Raw genomic sequence first — 19,142 nt, forward strand, 5'->3', positions numbered from 1 at the left:
CCCAGAAACATCGGATATATTGATTTGTATAAATTAAGATTTACTTGGAACTCTCTATAGAAAGGAATCCTACTCGTTGATAGAGACAGGATTCCTTTTATTCACATCTTATTTTAAGAAAATATCATCAAATTCTCCTCTTTTATGCAAGCCTACAATATCATCACAGCCTCCAATAAACTTATCATTTACGAAAACTTGAGGAACTGTAGAACAGTCGGTCTTTTCTTTTAATTCGCTTAATACTTCTCTTCTATTTGTAATATCTATCTCTTTGAAATTGACACCTTTATTATTCAATAACCTTTTAGCTCTAATGCAGTATGGGCAGGTGTCAAAGGTATATATAACAACTTCCTTCTTCATGAGATACCTCCTTATTTTTCTACTCCTTATAATTCTACCCAATTATTTAGAAGTTAAAAACATAATTTTAGTAATATACTAATTTTAGAGTATCTAGTATATATAAGTATTTGACTTGGCCAATAGGTTGTTTTTAGAATCAAATAATTTAATTTCAAGCTTAGAACCTGATTTTAAGATTCTTTTTCTTAGATGAATTTCATTATGATTTATATATTGATATCTATAGTGCTTGCCATCGATTAATAACAGGGATTTTGGATAAAAATTATTACCTCTAATGATAATACTATTGTTTTGAATTGTTACGTCGTTAATAGATATTTTATTTAAGCCTGAGTTGTATTTTGGATTCTCTTTAACTATCCATTTGCTATAATTATCTTCAAAAACCTTATCCTCATATAGAATGTTTTGCTGGACTAAAAGGTAATCATTATTATAGGCGATATATTTCTCGTCATCTGATTCGATTATGTTTTCTTCTTTATCAATGGCATAGGGTCTGCTAATCACAGGAACTTGTTTTGAAAAACTCTGGAGGAACTTAAAGTAGTTAGGCATTTTTAACCCTGCATATTCTAATAAATACGGACCCATAAATGATGTATTTAGAAGGCCTAGGTCATGGGATTTTGTTTTGTAATTTGACCATAATACAAAGGGAACAGAGGTCAATTTAATTGTGTTATCATGATTAACGCTATCCTTTTGAATGAAGTCAGTTTCCCTATAAACTTTATAGTTTTTCCCAAGAACCGGTAAATGATCACCAAAGAACAATACTATTGTTGGTTTAGAAAGTCCGTTGCAATAATCAATTAATTTTCCGAGGGCTTTGTCAGCATCATATACCCCTTGGGTATATGTTTGTAATATCTGGAGTGATTCTGAACTAACCTTGGCGGAGATATCTATATCTTTCGTATGGCCATTATACCTATTATCATCGTAGGGACCATGATTTTGCATTGTCACCGCAAAGATAAAAGTAGGATCATTTGAAGCTTCTAATTCTTTTATAATTAGATCTGTGACATATTCATCAGAAATGAAAAATCCCTTATATATTGGATCGACAAGATATTCTTCGCTTATGTACTCGTCAAATCCCATGTGTTTATAGACTTCCCTACGATTCCAATACCAGTTTTTAAAGGGGTGAATAGCTTTACAAGTATATCCTTGATTTTTTAAAATACTAGGCAGAGCAATTATAGGTTCCTTTATTTCATTCGGATAAACCATATATCCGGAGTTGAAAAAATGAATAGAATTGCCTGTAAGTAATTCGAACTCTGTATTTGCAGTACCACCACCAAAGGTTGGTGACTCTAAATAGCCATATATACTTGTGGGTTTTAACTTATTAATATTTGGAGTGGGGGGACTGCTAAACTTTACTTCCTTCATTACACTTGGATCCCAAAAAGCCTCACTCATAATGACAACTATATTTGGTTGTATATTATTACTTCTAGAATGATCTATTTCATCGCTTTTCAAGGTTTTAATGTCACTCATTATATATTCCAAAGATAGACCGATTGATTTATTATTAATATTTGATACAAAATAATGAATAAAACTATTGGTGCTGGTGTTAATATTCTCTATAGCTAAAGAATCGTTTTTGAAAATGTCTATATTTACAAAACTAAATAGAAGGGTTGCAGAGATCATAAAGGATATCAATCTATCCTTAGTTCCAAATTTGAATTTAGGTAGGTTCATAATAAGTAATATTATAAATGCTATGCTAATTATGGATAAACTTATTAGCTTGATGAACTTAGGAGTTAGTACAACCTCTAGAATCGTAAATATTTCATCATTTAAATAGAAATCATCAGGAATAAGAGGAAGCCCTCTGAAATCAAATTTTACACGATTTATAACTGAAAAAAGTATTACAAAAGTACTAGTGAGTGAGAGGCCCACACGATAATTGTTGAATATTGAGGTTAATATAAAGACAATGGATGAAACTATAAGAAAACCTGAAAGAAAAGGAATTGGATTAGAGAATAACCAAGTGATAGTATTAACTAGGCTGCCTCTAAAAATGTATTCAGGTATTGTAGAAAGAAATAATGAAAATAGTAAAATTAAAACATACCTGAGTCTATTATCTGGTAGAAGATTCCTATGTTTTTTTTGTTTTAACATAAATTATCACCCGTTTCGCCTTCACTGTTTTTTTAAGAATACAACTTGTACCTAAATGCAATGTTTCACGGTGACATTGCTTCTCGGCACAATAGTTATATAAAGTATATGCTAGAGGACCTTAAGAAATTTCACTTTTCTTCGTAATGGATATGATTTTTAAGTGAAGTTCTTGAAATTAGCCTCTTTGTTATCGAAGTAAATAATTTCTATAAAGATATTTTTCTAATATATTTATAATGTTGGCATGGAGTATTTGAAATGATGGGAAGATGATACCGGGATAAAAGTGTTAATAAATAATAGTAAATGGGTATAAATCGTTAATATGATCATTAAACATACTTCGAACTATAATTACTTTTTGGCTTATTTACAAAAAAATGTCTTAAAATAGTATAAAATGAAGGAAGATAAAAATAATTGTCGAAATTATAAAATAGGCTTGTCTAATTAAATGCATAAAAGGTCTTCAGGTGGTGATTACATATAATGTTAAACAAAATCTTTAAGAAGGGTTTTAATAGAAAACATAAAAATATTTTGTTGCAAATTATAGTAGTAGCAATAGTCTTTGTTTGTCTTCAAATATTGTTTTATAAAAGCCAAATACTAGAGGTTGAAAAAGAGATTAACTCTATTGGAAAGGATTTAACAAACGAATTGGAACAAAACATAGAAGGCAATTCTGAAGTATTAATGGCCCTTGGTTATAACTTTTATTTAGATAATAGTATTAGTGAAGATAAGTTTAACCGCCTAGCCCAATATTATATACAAAAATTTCCTGATATATTATATTTGCAGCACAAGAATAAAGAAACTGTAACAGATATGGTATATCCTTTGAAGGGAAATGAAGGGACATTAGGTAAATCATTAAAAAATAGGCCCGAAACAAAGAATGCAGTTGATGAAGCTATTCAAAATAGAAAAGTTACTATAAATAACCCCTACGAACTAAAATTTCTAGAGTATAAGACACTAGGAGTAGTTATGAGATATCCTATTTTTCGTAATAATGAATTTGATGGTTTCTTCGTTGCTATTATAGACCTAAACAAATTTTTAAGCCACACAATAAGTGAAGAGCTACGAGAAAAATATGATATATCAATATATGATTCCTCTGGTAAAGCGTTTTATAAAATTGGTAATGAGCAAAGAGGATATATATATGAAGATAAGGTGAAAATTGAAGACAATTACTGGACAATAGATGTTGGATTGCGTTCTAATTATAGAGCGAAAATAATGCTACATGTTGTACTCTTTAGTTTATTAGGAGGAACAATATTCGTTACCTTGTTCTATATGGAACATAAGATTGTATTGAAAGATAGAAATATAAATGATCTAACAATACTGCAGAGGAACTTAAGAGAAGAGATTGAAAATAGAAAAATTATAGAAGAAGATTTATCAAAATTAGCTGCAATAATTGAATCATCAAGTGACGCTATTTTAGGATTGGATTTAGATGGAAATATTATCACTTGGAATGCCGGTGCAGAAAAAATTTACGGTTATAAGGAAAAAGAAATCAAAGGAAAAAATGTGTCGCAGCTTATTCCTGAAAACAAGCTGGCTGAGACCGTTGAAACTTTAGATAGTGTAAGATGTGGTAAAACGGTTAACTACTTTGAAACAGAGCGAATTCGCAAGGATAAAGAGGAGATTCATGTATCTACAACAATATCTCCTATAAGAGATAGAAATGAAGAGATAATTGGATTTTCTGAGATAGCCAAGGATATAACTGAGCATAAAATAATGGAGCAGGATTTACAGGACAGTTATGAAGAACTTTCTGCTGTATATCAACAGCTTACCGCTACAGAGGAAGAATTGAGAGCACAATTTGATGAGCTGCAGATAAACGGTGAGTTACTTAGAAAAAGTGAACAAAGATACGAACTAGTAATCTCTGCCTCTTTAGATGGTATATATGATTGGGATATAAAGAATAATGACATTTATCATTCAAAAAGTTGGAAACGTATGATGGATTATGGTGATGATGAGAATGTCTCTAACTTTTATGAGTCCTGGAAGAATCGTATACATCCTGAAGATAGAGAAAGAGTACTGGATGAACTTGATAGATACCTAAATAGAGAGATTGAGGACTTTAGGATTGAGTACCGCATAAGAAAAAGTGGTGGTACATACATATGGGCATTTGACAATGGAATAGCTGTATGGGATAAAAATGGTAGCCCAGTTCGTATGGCTGGAACAATAAAAAATATAAATGATCGTAAAAGATGGGAAGAAAAAATTTATAGTATGGCCTATTATGATCCTTTGACCAATCTGCCTAATAGAGTTTTATTTGAGGAAAAACTGAATTATGCACTAATGGCATCTAAGGAGAACTTAGGGAAGGGTGCAGTGTTCTTTATTGATCTAGATAATTTTAAGAATATTAATGATACACTTGGTCATGAATTTGGAGATAATTTAATTATTAAAGTAGGAAATGAATTACAATCATGTGTTGAAGAACAAGGAGTTGTAACAAGGTTTGGTGGAGACGAATTTCTAATTTTGCAGTCAGAAATAAGCTCTTCTAATGACGCCACTGATCTTGCAAATAAAATCCTAAATATATTTAATAAACCTTGGATAATTGGAGAACATCAAATATATACTACAGCCAGTATTGGAATTGCAGTTTTTCCTGAGGATGGAATAGATGTAAATGAGATACTAAAAAATGCAGATACTGCAATGTATAAAGCTAAAGGATCTGGGAAGAACAAGTTCCAATTCTTTCAAAGGCTTATGTCCTTTGAGATATTAAGAAAAACAGAAATTAGCAATGCTCTAAGAAATGCCTTGAAGAACAATGAATTCGAGCTTTATTATCAGCCTTTATTAGAGCTTAAAACAGGCAAAATAGGTAGTTTTGAAGCGCTTATTAGATGGAACCATCCTGAGTGGGGATTTGTTCCACCTAATGAGTTTATCCCTATAGCCGAAGAAACTGGCCTCATAATTCCTATTGGAGAATGGGTATTGAGAACGGCATGTAAGCAAAATAAGGAATGGAAGGATAGAGGTTACTCATACAATTCTATTGCTGTAAATGTTTCGGCGGTACAACTGCAACAAAGAAACTTTTTGTGCAGTATCAAAGAAATATTAGAGGAGTGTAATTTAGAGCCACAGTTCCTTGAACTTGAAATTACAGAAAGTGTGCTTATGAAATATATCGACTGGAATATCGAAACATTAAGTGGATTACAAAATATGGGAGTAAAGATTGCTATTGATGATTTTGGGACAGGCTATTCTTCTCTAAATTACTTAAAGAGTTTACCAATTGATTCGGTAAAAATTGATAAGTCATTTATAGATGGAATTTGCATGAGTGCCAATGAAGAATCAATAGTTGAAGGAATTATTCTACTTGCCCATAAGATGCAGCTAGAAGTTGTTGCAGAGGGAGTAGAAGTAAAGGAACAATTGGAAATTCTTGGAGAAAAGAGATGTGATAAAATACAAGGGTACTACATTAGCAAGCCTTATCCTGCTGAGGAAATTGAAAAACTTATCAACAGTAAATCTTGTGATTTTTCATAGGAGCTTACTTTATAGTCAGATTACCAATTAATAGGCTGGCTCTTAAAGGAATCTTATGAGCGCAACTCTGGGGTGTTTCAGAATGAATTTCAAATAACGCAGAAATTCATTCTGAAACACCCTCTTCTATTATATATAGACTTGATAGAAATAATTTACCTAAATGGTAGAACATTTTTGAAATAATGATATACTAAATTTATATGAGATATTTGTTAAGGGGGGACTTAGGTTTTGAGTTGTGGATATTTAGGAAAAATATTAAGAATAAATCTTACTGATGAAAGTATAAAAATCGAAGAGCCGAGTGATATATTTTATAGAACCTACATGGGAGGTAAAGGTTTTATTGCCCACTATCTTTTAAAGGAGTTAGAGCCGGGCATAGACCCTCTTGGTGAAGAGAATAAGCTTATTATTGCAGCAGGGATTCTAACGGGGTTACCCGTTGCAGGTGTACCTAGATTTGCAGTTGGAGCAAAATCTCCATTGACAGGTGGATATGGACAATCGGAAGCCGGTGGATTTTGGGGACCTGAACTTAAAAAATCAGGCTTTGATGGTTTGATTATTGAGGGGAAAGCAGATAAACCAGTATATATTTATATAAAGGACGAACAAGTAGAAATAAGAGATGCTGGACATGTTTGGGGAAAGGAAACTGGTGAAACTCAAGAACTATTATTTGATGAGCTTGGAGATAAATCAGTTAAAGTTCTTCAAATTGGGCCTGCAGGGGAGAACCTAGTAAAGTATGCATGTATCTTAAATGGCTTAAAACATGCAAATGGGCGAAATGGACTTGGTGCAGTAATGGGGTCTAAGAACTTAAAAGCCGTTGTAGTGAAGGGGAATAATAAAATTCCTGTCCATGATAGTGAAAAGATAAGCGAGATAAGCAAATCATTTTTAAGTTATTACATGGAAAATCCTTTGACAAGAGGTTTATATGAATATGGAACTCCTGCCGGTGTTATGGGGAATAACGCGGGAGGAATATTGCCTACAAGAAACTTTAATGACGGAGAGTTCCAAAATGCAGATAAGATAAGTGCTGAGGTAATGGTTGATACAATGCTCAAAAAAAGAGTGGGGTGTTTTGCCTGTGCGGTAAGGTGTAAGAGAAAGGTAGAAGTTCAAGGTGAGGATATTAGTGTTGATGGGAAATATGGTGGTCCTGAATATGAGACCGTGGCAGCCTTTGGTTCCCTCTGTGAAAATGACGACCTAGAAGTTGTCGCTAAGGCTAACGAACTTTGTAATAGATTCGGTATAGATACAATCAGTACAGGCATGTCAATCGCCTTCGCCATGGAATGCTATGAGAATAATATTATTTCGCAAAACGAACTTGATGGTATAGATCTTTCCTTTGGAAACAAAAAGAGTATTTTAGAAATGATTGAAAAGATAGCTAAGAGAGAAGGCATAGGAGACCTACTGGCTGAAGGCTCTGAAGTTGCTGCAAGAAAGCTAGGTAATGGTGCCGAAAAATTTGTCCTGTGTGTAAAAGGACAGGAGTTGGCTATGCATGAACCAAGGGGGAAAGTGGGCGTCGGCATAGGCTATGCTGTATGTGAAACCGGGGCAGATCATATGGTGATTGGACATGATACACTATTCAGTAAAAAAGGTTTTACCTTAGATAGTGTTAAACCGTTTGGAATAATAGAGCCTATAGATGCGTTAGACCTATCATGGAAAAAGGTTAGAGCCTTTGTTTATCTTCAAAAGTGGTGGAGTTTCTTTAATATGACTGGTATTTGTGATTTTGTACCTGTTCCGAGGGGGGCAATGCCAGTGGAAGATGTTGTTGCGTTAGTAAAGGCTGCAACGGGCTGGGAAACAAGTCTTTGGGAGTTAATGATATCCGGTGAAAGGACCATTAATATGGCAAGGTTATTCAATTTAAGAGAAGGCTTTACCAAAAAAGACGATACACTTCCCGATAGACTGTTTGAAGGCTTAAAAAATGGAAGGCTTGAAGGGAATAATATTTCTAAAGAAGAATTTGAAGAAGCAATATCGATATACTATTCGATGATGGGCTGGGACGATGAAGGAGTACCGACTAAAGGTAAGTTATTAGAGCTTAATATAGAGAGTTAAACGAATCGAAATCATTAGGTAAAAGAATAATCACTTTATGAAAGACAGCCCTATGGTCATTATAGAAATAATAACTATAGGGCTGTAGGTAATTGAGGTCGTTTTTGAAGAGAAATCTGACCAAAATGAAGAGGCTCGATGTCCTGAGTTTTTATTTGAGTTTAAAATGTCTATACTCTAGGTATAATAATCTTGTATTTGGAGGTGATAAGCTTGATAACTATTAAGTTTAATTCAATTCTAAAAAGACTTAATAACAATAAAGAAATATCAGAATTAGAGTTTAAGGAAAATTATAAAGTCAAGGATATATTGAAGATGTATAAAGTAATCCCTGGAGAAGTTGGAATAATTCTTCTAAACTCTGATTTAGCTGCTGAAGAAGATGATGTGAGAGATGGGGATGTGATTGAAATATTTCCTATATTTGGAGGAGGATAGATTTTGTTTTAAAGATATTACTTTTTAGTTAAAATAAGTGCAGATTGAGGAAAATATTTAAATATTTTTTCTCAATATGATAATATAAGTAAGAGGACAAATACTTATATTATCACATTGCGGGGTGTTCTAATGAAAATTAAGATAGATAGAAAAAGTAGAATTCCTATTTATCTTCAGGTGAAAAACCAAATAATAGATGAGATAACGAATGGTAAACTCAAAATAGGTGATAAGGTACCAACTGAGAGAGAATTGGCTCAGAAGCTAAATATAAGCCGTAACACAATTAGTAATACATATAACATATTGGAGCAGGAAGGAATCTTGATATCCTATCAAGGTAAAGGGACCTTTGTGGCTGAAGGAGAAAATATTTGGAAAGATCAGACTACAAAGGACAAGGTATTAAAAATAATTGACTTAGCTCTGGACCAAGCTTTAGAAATAGGATTAGATACGGAAGAATTTCTTGACCTTGTACAAGAACGGGTAAAGGAAAAGGAAGAAATAATGAAGAATGTAAGCGTTCTATTTATTGAATGTAATGTTGAGCAAGCTAAATTATTTGCTAGGGAGCTTAGTAATATTACTAACCTCAATCTGATTCCTTTAACTATTTCACAGGTAATGGATAGGGATGAAATGATTGAAAAAGTGATCGAAGATCACAGAATAGTAATAACACCCTTTAGTCATGTAAATGAAATAAAGAATCTATTAGATGATAATAAAGAAATATTTGGTGTGGCGGTAAATCCTAGTCTGGAAACTATTGTGAAAATAGCTAAATATCCGAAAGGAACAAAATACGGACTTATCAGTTTATCCAAGAGATTCTGTCTGCAGGTTGAACAGGCATTGAAATCAGCTGGATTGAAGGGTGTAGATATTAAAAATTCAACTAGTAAAGAGAATGACGAAATTTTAGAACTTATTGAAGAATCCGATGTAATAATAGTATCTCCAGGAAGATATGATGAAATAAAGAAGCTTGTAGGAGAAGGAAAAGATATAATAAGATTCGATCATATTCTTGATGAAAATTCAGTCAAAGCAATAATGACAAAGATTATAGAAGCTATGGAAGATAGATAATAAAATAAAGAAGGAGGAAGCAGTCTTTTAGGACGGCTTCCTCCTTCTTTATTTTTAATGAAATTTTACCTCCTGTTTATAGAAATTGGACATATAAAATATACAAAATGGACCATTGGACTTTTGTGTGTATTTATTAAAGAGTATTAATAAATACTTATAAATTTGTATAATAATATACAATAAGCTAAATGTATGAAGTATAATGTATATTGTTGTTCAAATGGTATAGTTGTTGAAAATGCAAGGAGTTGACATGAGAATTTCATTTTTGATTGTTAAAATAAAAACTCAAAAAATATGTATAAAAAATAGTGCAAAGTATAAATAAATGTGTTATAATTCATAAAAATGGATTGGTCCAAAAATCCATTTTGGTGATAATGGACCAAGAAAAATATCTTGATAGTAGAATTTTTATCTAGGGAGGATAGCTGATGAAAAAGACAATAGTAATAGGCGTTATAGGAGCAGATTGTCATGCAGTTGGAAACAAGATTTTAGACTTCGCCTTTAGCGAAGCAGGATTTAATGTAGTAAATATTGGAGTACTAAGTCCTCAAGAGGACTTTATCAATGCAGCCATTGAAACAAATGCAGAAGCTATCATTGTATCTTCACTTTACGGCCATGGAGAAATTGATTGTAGAGGTTTAAGAGAAAAATGTAGGGAAGCAGGATTAGATGATATTTTATTATATGTCGGAGGCAACATCGTTGTAGGAAAGCAAGATTTCGAAGAGGTTGAAAAAAGATTTAAAGATATGGGATTTGATAGAGTATATGGACCTGGAACATCCCCGGAAATATCGATTAACCATTTGAAAATGGACCTAGGTATTGCATAGGGTTAGAAGGTGATAGAATGGATGCGATATTACTTGTAGATATAGGCAGTACATATACAAAGGTTACGGCTGTCGATATTGATAACGAGAGGATTCTAGCAACTGCAAAGGCCTTAACTACTGCTGATACTGATTTGATGATTGGGTTTAATGAGGCCTATAGGATGCTAAAAATGGAACTAAATAGAGTAGATATCAATTTTATTGATAGGTTGGCCTGTAGTAGTGCTGCAGGAGGATTAAAGATGGTAGCTATTGGGTTGGTCTCGGAGCTTACATCGGAGGCGGCAAAAAGAGCAGCCCTAGGTGCTGGAGCTAGACTATTAGGAACATATAGCTATGAATTAAGTGTGAGCGAGATTAGAGAGATTGAGCTTATGAGGCCTGACATGATTTTGCTGGCAGGAGGAACAGATGGTGGAAATAAAGACTGCATTATACATAACGCAAATCTTATTGCCTCCTATATAAAAAATATACCCGTTGTTGTGGCGGGAAATAAAAAAGCAGTTGATGCAGTTGAAGATATTTTTAAAAAAGAAAATGTTCCCTATAAAATTGCTAAGAATGTAATGCCTAAGATGAATCTTCTAGATGTTCAGCCTGCAAGGGAGGCCATTAGACAATTCTTTATGGATGAAATCGTAAAGGCTAAGGGAATGGAGAAGATTGAGAACTTTATCGGTGGAATTTTAATGCCTACTCCTTCGGCTGTTCTAAAGGCCGCAAAGGTCTTGGCCGATGGAACTGATCGTGAAGAGGGTCTAGGAGATTTATTGGTAGTAGATATTGGTGGTGCAACAACAGATATCCATTCAATCGGTAGGGGAGAGCCTAGCAAATCCAACGTAACGGTGAGGGGGCTTGAAGAACCCTATGAGAAAAGGACGGTTGAAGGTGATCTGGGGATGAGGGTAAGTGCCTTAGCTCTCTGGGAATCAGCGGGGGCTAAACTAGTAAATAATATTATGCAAAGTGCGGAGTATGATGCTAAAAAGAGATGTGAGTATCTTAGTCAAAACATAAATACGGTTTCCAAAACTCACGATGAAATACTGTTTGATGAAGCTTTAGGATATGCGGCTACAAAGATTTCAATGGATAGACATACTGGTGCTATAGAAAAAGAATATTCACCTATGGGGGTTATATATCTACAGGAGGGAAAGGACCTTCAGAATACTAAATACTTAATCGGTACGGGAGGGGTTTTAACACACAGCAGTAATCCGAGAAAAATCCTAAATGGAGGGCTGTTCTGTGAAGAAAATCCTCACCTATTAAAACCCAAAAGTCCTGAGATTTTGGTTGATAAAACCTATATACTTTCTGCAATGGGATTATTGGCAGAAAAGTATCCTGATCATGCAATAAGAATATTAAAAAAGCACCTTGTAAGAGTGTAAAAAAAATTCTGGAGAATTAATATGGAGGTTTATTATGAATCTTAAAAATAAGAAGTGGACAGAAGAAGAGTTTTTTAAAGTAAGGGAAGATGTTTTGAAACATTGGCCTACTGGAAAGGATGTAGACCTTCAAGGTGCTGTCGATTATTTGAAAAAATTACCAGAACAAAAGAATTTCTGCTTAGTATTGAAGAAAGCCAAGGATGAAGGAATAACTCTAACACAACCGAGGGCTGGAGTTGCACTTGTTGATGAACATATAAAATTACTACAATATCTTCAGAATGAAGGTGGTGCGGATCTATTACCATCTACTATAGATAGTTATACTAGACAAAATAGATACAACGAATGTGAGGTTGGAATAGAAGAAAGCATAAAGGCCAATCGCTCTATGTTAAATGGATTTCCCGTTGTAAATCACGGTGTAATGAACTCCAGAAGGGTTCTAGAATCTGTAGATAGACCCCTTCAAGCAAGACACGGGACTCCAGATGCAAGGTTATTAACGGAAATTATCCATTCGAGTGGATGGACATCAAATGAAGGTGGAGGAATATCCTACAATATTCCCTATGCTAAAAGTGTAAGTCTAGAAAAGACGCTACTTGACTGGCAGTATTGTGATAGATTGACGGGAATTTATGAAGAAATGGGAGTGCAGATAAACAGAGAGCCCTTTGGGCCTTTGACAGGGACCTTAGTGCCTCCGAGTATGTCAAATGCAGTGGCTATTATAGAAGGGTTGCTTGCAGCTGAGCAAGGAGTAAAGAATATAACCTTGGGCTATGGTCAATGCGGTAACCTGATTCAAGATGTGGCAGCCATAAGGGCACTAGAGACCCAAGCTGAAGGGTATTTTGAGAAATATGGATATGAAGTAGAGTTAACAACAGTTCTTCATCAATGGATGGGAGGATTCCCAGCCGACGAGTCAAAGGCCTTTGGAGTTATATCCTCCGGTGCAGCGGCAGCAGCCCTTGCAGGAGCAACTAAGGTAATTGTTAAAACTCCACATGAGGCTGTAGGAATTCCTACGATGGAAGCAAATGTTCAAGGGATAAAAGCAACGAAACAAGTACTCAACCTCTTAAGGGGTCAGAGGCTCCCGGGGTCTAAGGATCTTAAACTAGAAATAGAAATTATCAAAGAAGAGACTAAATGTATATTGAATAAAGTATTTGAGCTTGGTAAGGGTGATCTTGCAGTTGGAACGGTAGAGGCCTTCAAAGCAGGAATTTTAGATATTCCCTTTGCTCCAAGTAAGTTTAATGCAGGAAAAATACTTCCGGCTCGGGATAATAATGGAGCAGTAAGATATCTAGAGTTTGGAAATGTTCCGATGAATAAGGCGATTAAAAATCAAAATAGAGAGCTATTAGAAGCCCGTGGAAAATATGAAAAGAGGAATGTTAGCTTTCAAATGGTTGTTGACGATATCTATGCGATTAGTAAGGGCGTTCTAGTAGGAAGACCAGAGAAATAAACTTGTATGTCTGGAGGTTTAAAGGATGAAAATTATTGATGTGATATGTTCAGAGGGAAAAACAGGATTTTACTTCGATGATCAGAGGGCGATAAAGGGCGGAGCAAAGCACGATGGTTTTACCTATATAGGTGAAGCAATTACAGAAGGGTTTACAAGTATAAGGCAGGCTGGGGAATCTATATCCGTAATGATTGTACTTGAAGATGGGCAGGTAGCCTACGGAGATTGTGCAGCAGTTCAATACTCTGGAGCAGGAGGAAGGGACCCCTTATTCCTAGCGAAGGATTTTATCCCAATTATTAATGAGTACATTACACCTAAATTAAAGGGAAAAGAACTTAATAGCTTTAAAGATTTGGCAGAAGAGGTTGATGAAACGGAGATAGATGGTAAAAGACTTCATACAGCCCTTAGGTATGGTGTGACTCAGGCTATACTTGATGCAGCAGCGAAGGCAAAGAGAATGACTATGGCAGAAGTTATTAAAGAAGAATATAATACTGAGGTTCAATTCGAAAGGATTCCAATCTTTACACAATCTGGTGATGATAGGTATAGTAATGTTGATAAGATGATTATAAAGGGAGCGGAAGTTTTACCCCATGGTTTGATAAATAATGTCGAAACTAAGCTTGGGGAAAAAGGAGAGCACTTAAAGGAATATGTTGCATGGTTAAGGGATAGGATTAACGAGTTAAATACCGATGATAGTAAGTCAACTGTTATGCATATCGATGTTTATGGAACTATTGGAATAGCCTTTGACAATGATTGCGACAAAATGGCAGGGTATTTAGAAGAATTGGAAAGAGCAGCTGCTCCTTATAAGCTAAGAATTGAGGGACCAATGGATGTAGAAAATAGGAACGGACAAGTAAAAGCATTAAAGGAATTGAGAAGAAGACTAAAGGAAAATGGAACAAAGGTTGAGCTTGTTGCCGATGAGTGGTGTAATACATTCGAAGACATTAAGCTATTTGCCGATGAAGGTGCAGCTGATATGATTCAAATAAAAACTCCAGATCTCGGTGGTGTCAATAATATTGTGGAGGCAATTTTATATTGTAAACAAAGGGAAATCGGAGCCTACTGTGGAGGAACCTGTAATGAAACCGATAGATCAGCTCAGGTTTGTACAAATATTGCAATCGCCTGTGGTGCAGATCAATGCCTAGCGAAGCCTGGGATGGGTGTCGATGAAGGGTATATGATTGTATTTAATGAAATGAATAGAGTGATTGCATTATCAAATGCCAGAAATAGAAGAACGGCGTAAAATGGGAGATGAATTGAATGAGGGAGGTTCACATTTCTAAAATTACTGAAATGGTAAAAAAGCTCTGTATTGATGCTAACTATTATTTGCCTGAAGATGTTAAAAAGAGACTTATAAAATCAAAGGAAGAAGAGCAGTTTCCCGTTGCGAAAAACATAATTGACATACTAATCGAAAACTCCGATATCGCAGATGAGGAAAACAGACCAATGTGCCAAGATACAGGAATGGTAGTTGTTTTTGTTGAAATAGGCCAAGATATCCATGTGGTTGGTGGAGGTTTAGAGGACGCTATTAATGAAGGAGTAAGGCAGGGGTATAGAGATGGTAGCCTAAGAAAATCCGTAGTTAGTGACCCGCTTGAAAGAGTAAACACAAAGGATAATACCCCGGCTATTATACATTATCAGATCGTAAAGGATGATACCTTAAAGATTACTGTTGCTCCAAAAGGTTTTGGGAGTGAGAATATGAGCCAGCTTAAAATGCTTAAACCTGCCGATGGTCTACAAGGGGTAAAGGATTTTGTCTTAAAGGTCGTTAAGGAAGCTGGGCCAAATCCCTGTCCTCCAATTATAGTAGGGGTTGGAATAGGAGGAAGCTTTGATAAGGCGGCTATTTTAGCAAAGAAGGCCTTAATGAGATCGACAGATGTAAGAAATGAAAAGGCCTATTATGCCAGTCTTGAAGAGGATCTTCTAAAAGAAATCAACGCTTTAGGGATAGGCCCCCAGGGATTTGGAGGAAAAACAACGGCTTTAGCAGTAAATGTTGAAACCTATGCAACTCATATAGCTGGATTACCTGTAGCTGTAAATATAAACTGCCATGCCACAAGGCATATGGAAGCCTATTTATAGGAGGGGTATCTATGATAAAAAGAATAAGGACGCCATTGACATTAGAGAAGATTAGGAGTCTTAAGGCTGGAGACAATGTGCTCTTAACTGGAACTATATATACAGCTAGAGATGCAGCCCATAAAAGGCTTGTTGAACTCATAGAAAAGAATGAGGATTTACCAATTGATTTAAGGAATCAAGTTATTTATTATGTTGGGCCATCTCCTGCTAAAGAAGGTCAACCTATAGGATCGGCAGGGCCAACAACAAGCTATAGAATGGACCCCTATACTCCAGCTTTATTAGAAAAAGGACTAAGGGGAATGATTGGTAAAGGATTGAGAAATAAAGAGGTAATAGAATCCATAGTAGAAAACAAAGGAATTTATTTTGCGGCTATAGGAGGAGCAGCTGCACTTATAGCAAAGTGTGTAAAGGCTGCTGAGATTGTAACCTATGAGGACTTAGGGGCAGAGGCTATTAGAAAGCTGTATGTTGAGGATTTTCCATTAGTAGTTGTTGTTGATTGTGAAGGAAACGATTATTATGATATCGGTCAAAGAGAGTATCTTGATATGCTAAGAGGTGGTATAGTTGAAGATAAATAAAGCGGCTAGGGCAGGAACTATGGAGTCTAATGATATATATGTTATGGTTTATCCAAATGAGAACGGTGGAATTATGATTAATCTTGAGAGCGTTGTAATTAAACAGTTTGGAAACCAGATTAGAAGAGTTATTGAAGAGACGCTGGAGATACTTGAGGTTAAGGATGTTCACATTGTTGCAAAGGATAGGGGAGCCCTTGATTATACTATAAAGGCAAGGGTGGAAACCGCTATAAAGAGGGCGATATAAGGGGTGAATTTATGGAAGAACTCAGAAGAACCATGCTTTTTGTACCTGGAAACAATCCTGGAATGCTTCAGAATGCAGGAGTTTTCGGTGCTGACAGTGTTATACTTGATCTTGAAGATGCAGTTAGTATTGAGGAAAAGGACTCTGCGAGGATACTAGTTAGGAATGCTTTAAAAAATATCGACTTCTATGATACTGAAGTTGTAATAAGAATAAATCCCTATACCTCTGAATTTGCTCAAAAAGATATCGATGAAGTTGCGAGGATGAAACCTCACGCCCTAATGGTTACTAAAGCCACAGAGGAAGACGTAAAAGGTGTATGTAGCCTACTTTCAAAAATAGAGACTGAAGAGGGGCTTGAAGCTGATAGTATAAAGATTTTTCCACTGATTGAAACAGCATATGGTCTTGAAAATGTAAACAGCATAATAAGGTCATCTACTAGAGTCGTAGGAGTACTACTAGGAGCAGAGGACTTGACTGCTGACTTTGGAATAAATAGAACAAAATTAGGTGAAGAAATATTATATTCGAGAAACAAAATAGCGGCTGCCTGCAGAGCCTATGGAGTTGATGCTATAGATACCCCCTTCGTAGACCTTGATGATAATGAAGCCTTTCTATGTGATATAAAGAAGGCTAAGTCCTTAGGTATGACCGGTAAGGCAGCTATAAATCCTAGACAGGTGGATACAATACATGAGGTTTTCGCACCCTCTGCTGAGGAAATTAGATATGCCCAGAGGGTAATCAAATCCATGGAAAAGGCCCAAACGGAAGGAAAGGGAGTATTTTCTCTAGATGGCAAAATGATTGATGCACCTATAATTACCAGAGCAAGGACGATTATAAATAAAGCAAAGCTTAGTGGTTTGATTTAAATGAGAGGGTATGTAATCGAATAAATAGAAAAGAACGTTAATCTGATGAAAATTTTGAGAAAACTAAGATTCGTTCCATGAAAAAATCTTAAATCATGAAAACTCGCTACGCTCAAAAAATCATGATTCTTAACAGATTTTTGCACTACACTCATCAAGTTTTCTAAACAAAATTGTTCAAAGGATTGCCTTATCTTTTCTATTTATTCTCATGAGAGGTGAGGATTATGAAAAACATACTAGGAAGAGGTATTCCTGAATATATAGATGGGCACGGTAAAGTAAAGCTCTTCCAGGGAGCCTTTGCAAATCTTGGAAAAATACAAAGAACCAAGGTGAATGTAAATAGCGTACTCCCAGGGAAAAATAAAGTCTTGGAATCTATAAGGGAAGCGATAGAGAGATGCGAGATAAAGGATGGTATGACGATATCCTTCCATCATCATCTCCGTAATGGTGATTATGTTTTGAATATGGTTTTAGATGAAATCTCTAAGATAGGAATAAGAGATATTAGGGTTGCAGCTAGTTCTATTTTCCCCATTCATAAGCCACTGATTAAACATATAAAAGAAGGTACAGTAATTGGGATATATGCAAATTATATATCAGGATCTGTAGCAGAAGCTATATCGAAGGGGGATTTAAAGTACCCAGCTATTATGCATACCCATGGAGGAAGGGCAAGGTCAATAGAATCGGGAGACCTTTCTATAGATGTTGCCTTTATAGCATCGCCAACCTGTGACATGTATGGAAATATTAATGGAGTAGAAGGGAAATCGGCCTGTGGAAGCTTAGGCTATGCAATACCTGATGCCATGTATGCCGATAAGGTTGTGGCTGTTACTGACAATCTTGTAGATTATCCTGCATGTCCTATTGAGATCGGACAGGAATATATAGATTATATTGTTAAGGTTGAATCCATAGGAGATCCAAAGGGAATAGTATCTGGAACTACTCAAATAACTAAAGATCCCATTGGACTGAAAATAGCGAAAATGGCTGCAAGTATTATTGATAAATCAGGACTATTAAAGGATGGATTTTCTTTTCAGACGGGAGCGGGCGGAACTTCCCTTGCTGTAGCTGCCTATGTAAAGGATATGATGAGAGAGAAGAATATACAAGGAAGTTTTGCCTCTGGGGGGATAACGGGATTTTTAGTAGAGATGTTTGAAGAGGGACTATTTAGAACTCTCTTCGATGTTCAATGTTTTGATTTAAAAGCCGTTGAATCTTATGGAAATAATGTAAGGCATCAAGGGATGTCGGCATCTAGGTATGGAAATCCTCATAATAAGGGAGCTGTAGTTAATCAGTTAGATGTCATGATACTAGGAGCAACAGAAATAGATACAAACTTCAATGTTAATGTTACTACGGGGTCAAGTGGTGTAATCATGGGCGGATCTGGTGGACATAGCGATACAGCTGCTGGCTCTAAAATGTCTATTGTCGTGACTCAGCTTACAAAGGGAAGGTTACCAATCGTTGTAGATAGGGTGACGACTGTAACTACACCTGGAGAGAGTATAGATGTTCTAGTTACTGAGAGAGGTATTGCTATAAATCCTTTAAGGAAGGACATCTTAGAAAAGCTAGAGAATGCAAACTTGCCTATAATGCCTATAGAAAAGCTTAAGGAAATTGCTGAAAGTATGACTGGAAAACCGGAAAAAGTTGAATTTGACGAGCGTATTGTGGCCTTGGTTGAATATAGAGACGGCACTATAATAGATGTTGTCAGAAGGATTAAGTGATA

General features: G+C 35.4%; 15 protein-coding genes. 13 read left to right on the forward strand and 2 right to left on the reverse strand.

All coding sequences use genetic code 11. The annotated features are described in order from the left end of the window. Window positions 1–108 precede the first annotated feature (108 nt). Together grxC and R9X47_RS25200 are read right to left on the reverse strand one after the other, a co-directional pair. On the reverse strand, window positions 109–366 hold the full coding sequence (gene grxC, locus R9X47_RS25195; RefSeq protein ID WP_432663875.1) for a glutaredoxin 3: 258 nt from the start codon (window positions 364–366) through the stop codon (window positions 109–111). Window positions 367–459: 93 nt separating this feature from the next. Continuing rightward, the gene (locus R9X47_RS25200) at window positions 460–2,535 is read right to left on the reverse strand and encodes an LTA synthase family protein (RefSeq protein ID WP_432663876.1); all 2,076 of its coding nucleotides are present in this window, start codon (window positions 2,533–2,535) and stop codon (window positions 460–462) included. A gap of 492 nt (window positions 2,536–3,027) precedes the next feature. On the opposite strand from R9X47_RS25200, the gene R9X47_RS25205 reads away from it, so the two are divergent. The 13 genes from R9X47_RS25205 (at window position 3,028) to citF (ending at window position 19,140) form a co-directional block, all read left to right on the forward strand. After that, entirely contained in the window at window positions 3,028–6,123 is a 3,096-nt protein-coding gene (locus R9X47_RS25205; RefSeq protein WP_432663877.1) for an EAL domain-containing protein, read from the forward strand. A gap of 234 nt (window positions 6,124–6,357) precedes the next feature. Further along, window positions 6,358–8,232, forward strand: coding sequence for an aldehyde ferredoxin oxidoreductase family protein (locus R9X47_RS25210; RefSeq protein ID WP_432663878.1), 1,875 nt, complete (start codon window positions 6,358–6,360; stop codon window positions 8,230–8,232). A gap of 213 nt (window positions 8,233–8,445) precedes the next feature. Next, a complete protein-coding gene (locus tag R9X47_RS25215) occupies window positions 8,446–8,673 on the forward strand; it encodes a MoaD/ThiS family protein (protein WP_432663879.1) in 228 nt (75 codons plus the stop codon). Window positions 8,674–8,805: 132 nt separating this feature from the next. Next, window positions 8,806–9,771, forward strand: coding sequence for a GntR family transcriptional regulator (locus R9X47_RS25220; RefSeq protein ID WP_432663880.1), 966 nt, complete (start codon window positions 8,806–8,808; stop codon window positions 9,769–9,771). A 437-nt stretch (window positions 9,772–10,208) separates the two neighbouring features. Then, the gene (gene glmS / locus R9X47_RS25225) at window positions 10,209–10,619 is read left to right on the forward strand and encodes a methylaspartate mutase subunit S (RefSeq protein ID WP_432663881.1); all 411 of its coding nucleotides are present in this window, start codon (window positions 10,209–10,211) and stop codon (window positions 10,617–10,619) included. 17 nt (window positions 10,620–10,636) lie between these two features. Then, window positions 10,637–12,025 carry a methylaspartate mutase accessory protein GlmL gene (gene glmL / locus R9X47_RS25230; protein ID WP_432663882.1) on the forward strand — a complete coding sequence of 463 codons (1,389 nt, stop codon included), beginning with the start codon at window positions 10,637–10,639 and terminating at the stop codon, window positions 12,023–12,025. A 34-nt stretch (window positions 12,026–12,059) separates the two neighbouring features. After that, on the forward strand, window positions 12,060–13,511 hold the full coding sequence (locus tag R9X47_RS25235) for a methylaspartate mutase subunit E (protein WP_432663883.1): 1,452 nt from the start codon (window positions 12,060–12,062) through the stop codon (window positions 13,509–13,511). A gap of 25 nt (window positions 13,512–13,536) precedes the next feature. Then, entirely contained in the window at window positions 13,537–14,790 is a 1,254-nt protein-coding gene (locus R9X47_RS25240; RefSeq protein WP_432663884.1) for a methylaspartate ammonia-lyase, read from the forward strand. Between the two features lie 17 nt (window positions 14,791–14,807). Then, a complete protein-coding gene (locus R9X47_RS25245) occupies window positions 14,808–15,650 on the forward strand; it encodes a fumarate hydratase (protein ID WP_432663885.1) in 843 nt (280 codons plus the stop codon). Between the two features lie 11 nt (window positions 15,651–15,661). Then, the gene (locus R9X47_RS25250; RefSeq protein WP_432663886.1) at window positions 15,662–16,240 is read left to right on the forward strand and encodes a Fe-S-containing hydro-lyase; all 579 of its coding nucleotides are present in this window, start codon (window positions 15,662–15,664) and stop codon (window positions 16,238–16,240) included. Then, window positions 16,227–16,490, forward strand: a complete 264-nt coding sequence (citD, locus tag R9X47_RS25255; protein WP_432663887.1) for a citrate lyase acyl carrier protein — start codon at window positions 16,227–16,229, stop codon at window positions 16,488–16,490. The genes R9X47_RS25250 and citD overlap by 14 nt, the downstream gene beginning before the upstream one ends. An 11-nt stretch (window positions 16,491–16,501) precedes the next feature. Further along, window positions 16,502–17,374 carry an HpcH/HpaI aldolase/citrate lyase family protein gene (locus R9X47_RS25260; RefSeq protein WP_432663888.1) on the forward strand — a complete coding sequence of 291 codons (873 nt, stop codon included), beginning with the start codon at window positions 16,502–16,504 and terminating at the stop codon, window positions 17,372–17,374. A gap of 227 nt (window positions 17,375–17,601) precedes the next feature. Continuing rightward, window positions 17,602–19,140, forward strand: coding sequence for a citrate lyase subunit alpha (citF, locus tag R9X47_RS25265; protein WP_432663889.1), 1,539 nt, complete (start codon window positions 17,602–17,604; stop codon window positions 19,138–19,140). Window positions 19,141–19,142 lie beyond the last annotated feature (2 nt).

It is taken from the genome of Wukongibacter baidiensis (genome assembly GCF_050888315.1).
Taxonomy (GTDB): domain Bacteria; phylum Bacillota; class Clostridia; order Peptostreptococcales; family Caminicellaceae; genus Wukongibacter; species Wukongibacter baidiensis.

Bases quoted from the DNA above. Each gene is read 5' to 3' on its own strand.
- citF (WP_432663889.1), top strand. From the start codon at position 17,602: ATGAAAAACATACTAGGAAGAGGTATTCCTGAATATATAGATGGGCAC.
- glmS (WP_432663881.1), top strand. From the start codon at position 10,209: ATGAAAAAGACAATAGTAATAGGCGTTATAGGAGCAGATTGTCATGCA.
- R9X47_RS25220 (WP_432663880.1), top strand. From the start codon at position 8,806: ATGAAAATTAAGATAGATAGAAAAAGTAGAATTCCTATTTATCTTCAG.
- R9X47_RS25260 (WP_432663888.1), top strand. From the start codon at position 16,502: ATGGAAGAACTCAGAAGAACCATGCTTTTTGTACCTGGAAACAATCCT.
- R9X47_RS25200 (WP_432663876.1), bottom strand. From the start codon at position 2,535: ATGTTAAAACAAAAAAAACATAGGAATCTTCTACCAGATAATAGACTC.
- R9X47_RS25235 (WP_432663883.1), top strand. From the start codon at position 12,060: ATGAATCTTAAAAATAAGAAGTGGACAGAAGAAGAGTTTTTTAAAGTA.
- glmL (WP_432663882.1), top strand. From the start codon at position 10,637: ATGGATGCGATATTACTTGTAGATATAGGCAGTACATATACAAAGGTT.
- R9X47_RS25245 (WP_432663885.1), top strand. From the start codon at position 14,808: ATGAGGGAGGTTCACATTTCTAAAATTACTGAAATGGTAAAAAAGCTC.
- R9X47_RS25240 (WP_432663884.1), top strand. From the start codon at position 13,537: ATGAAAATTATTGATGTGATATGTTCAGAGGGAAAAACAGGATTTTAC.
- R9X47_RS25250 (WP_432663886.1), top strand. From the start codon at position 15,662: ATGATAAAAAGAATAAGGACGCCATTGACATTAGAGAAGATTAGGAGT.
- grxC (WP_432663875.1), bottom strand. From the start codon at position 366: ATGAAGAAGGAAGTTGTTATATATACCTTTGACACCTGCCCATACTGC.
- R9X47_RS25205 (WP_432663877.1), top strand. From the start codon at position 3,028: ATGTTAAACAAAATCTTTAAGAAGGGTTTTAATAGAAAACATAAAAAT.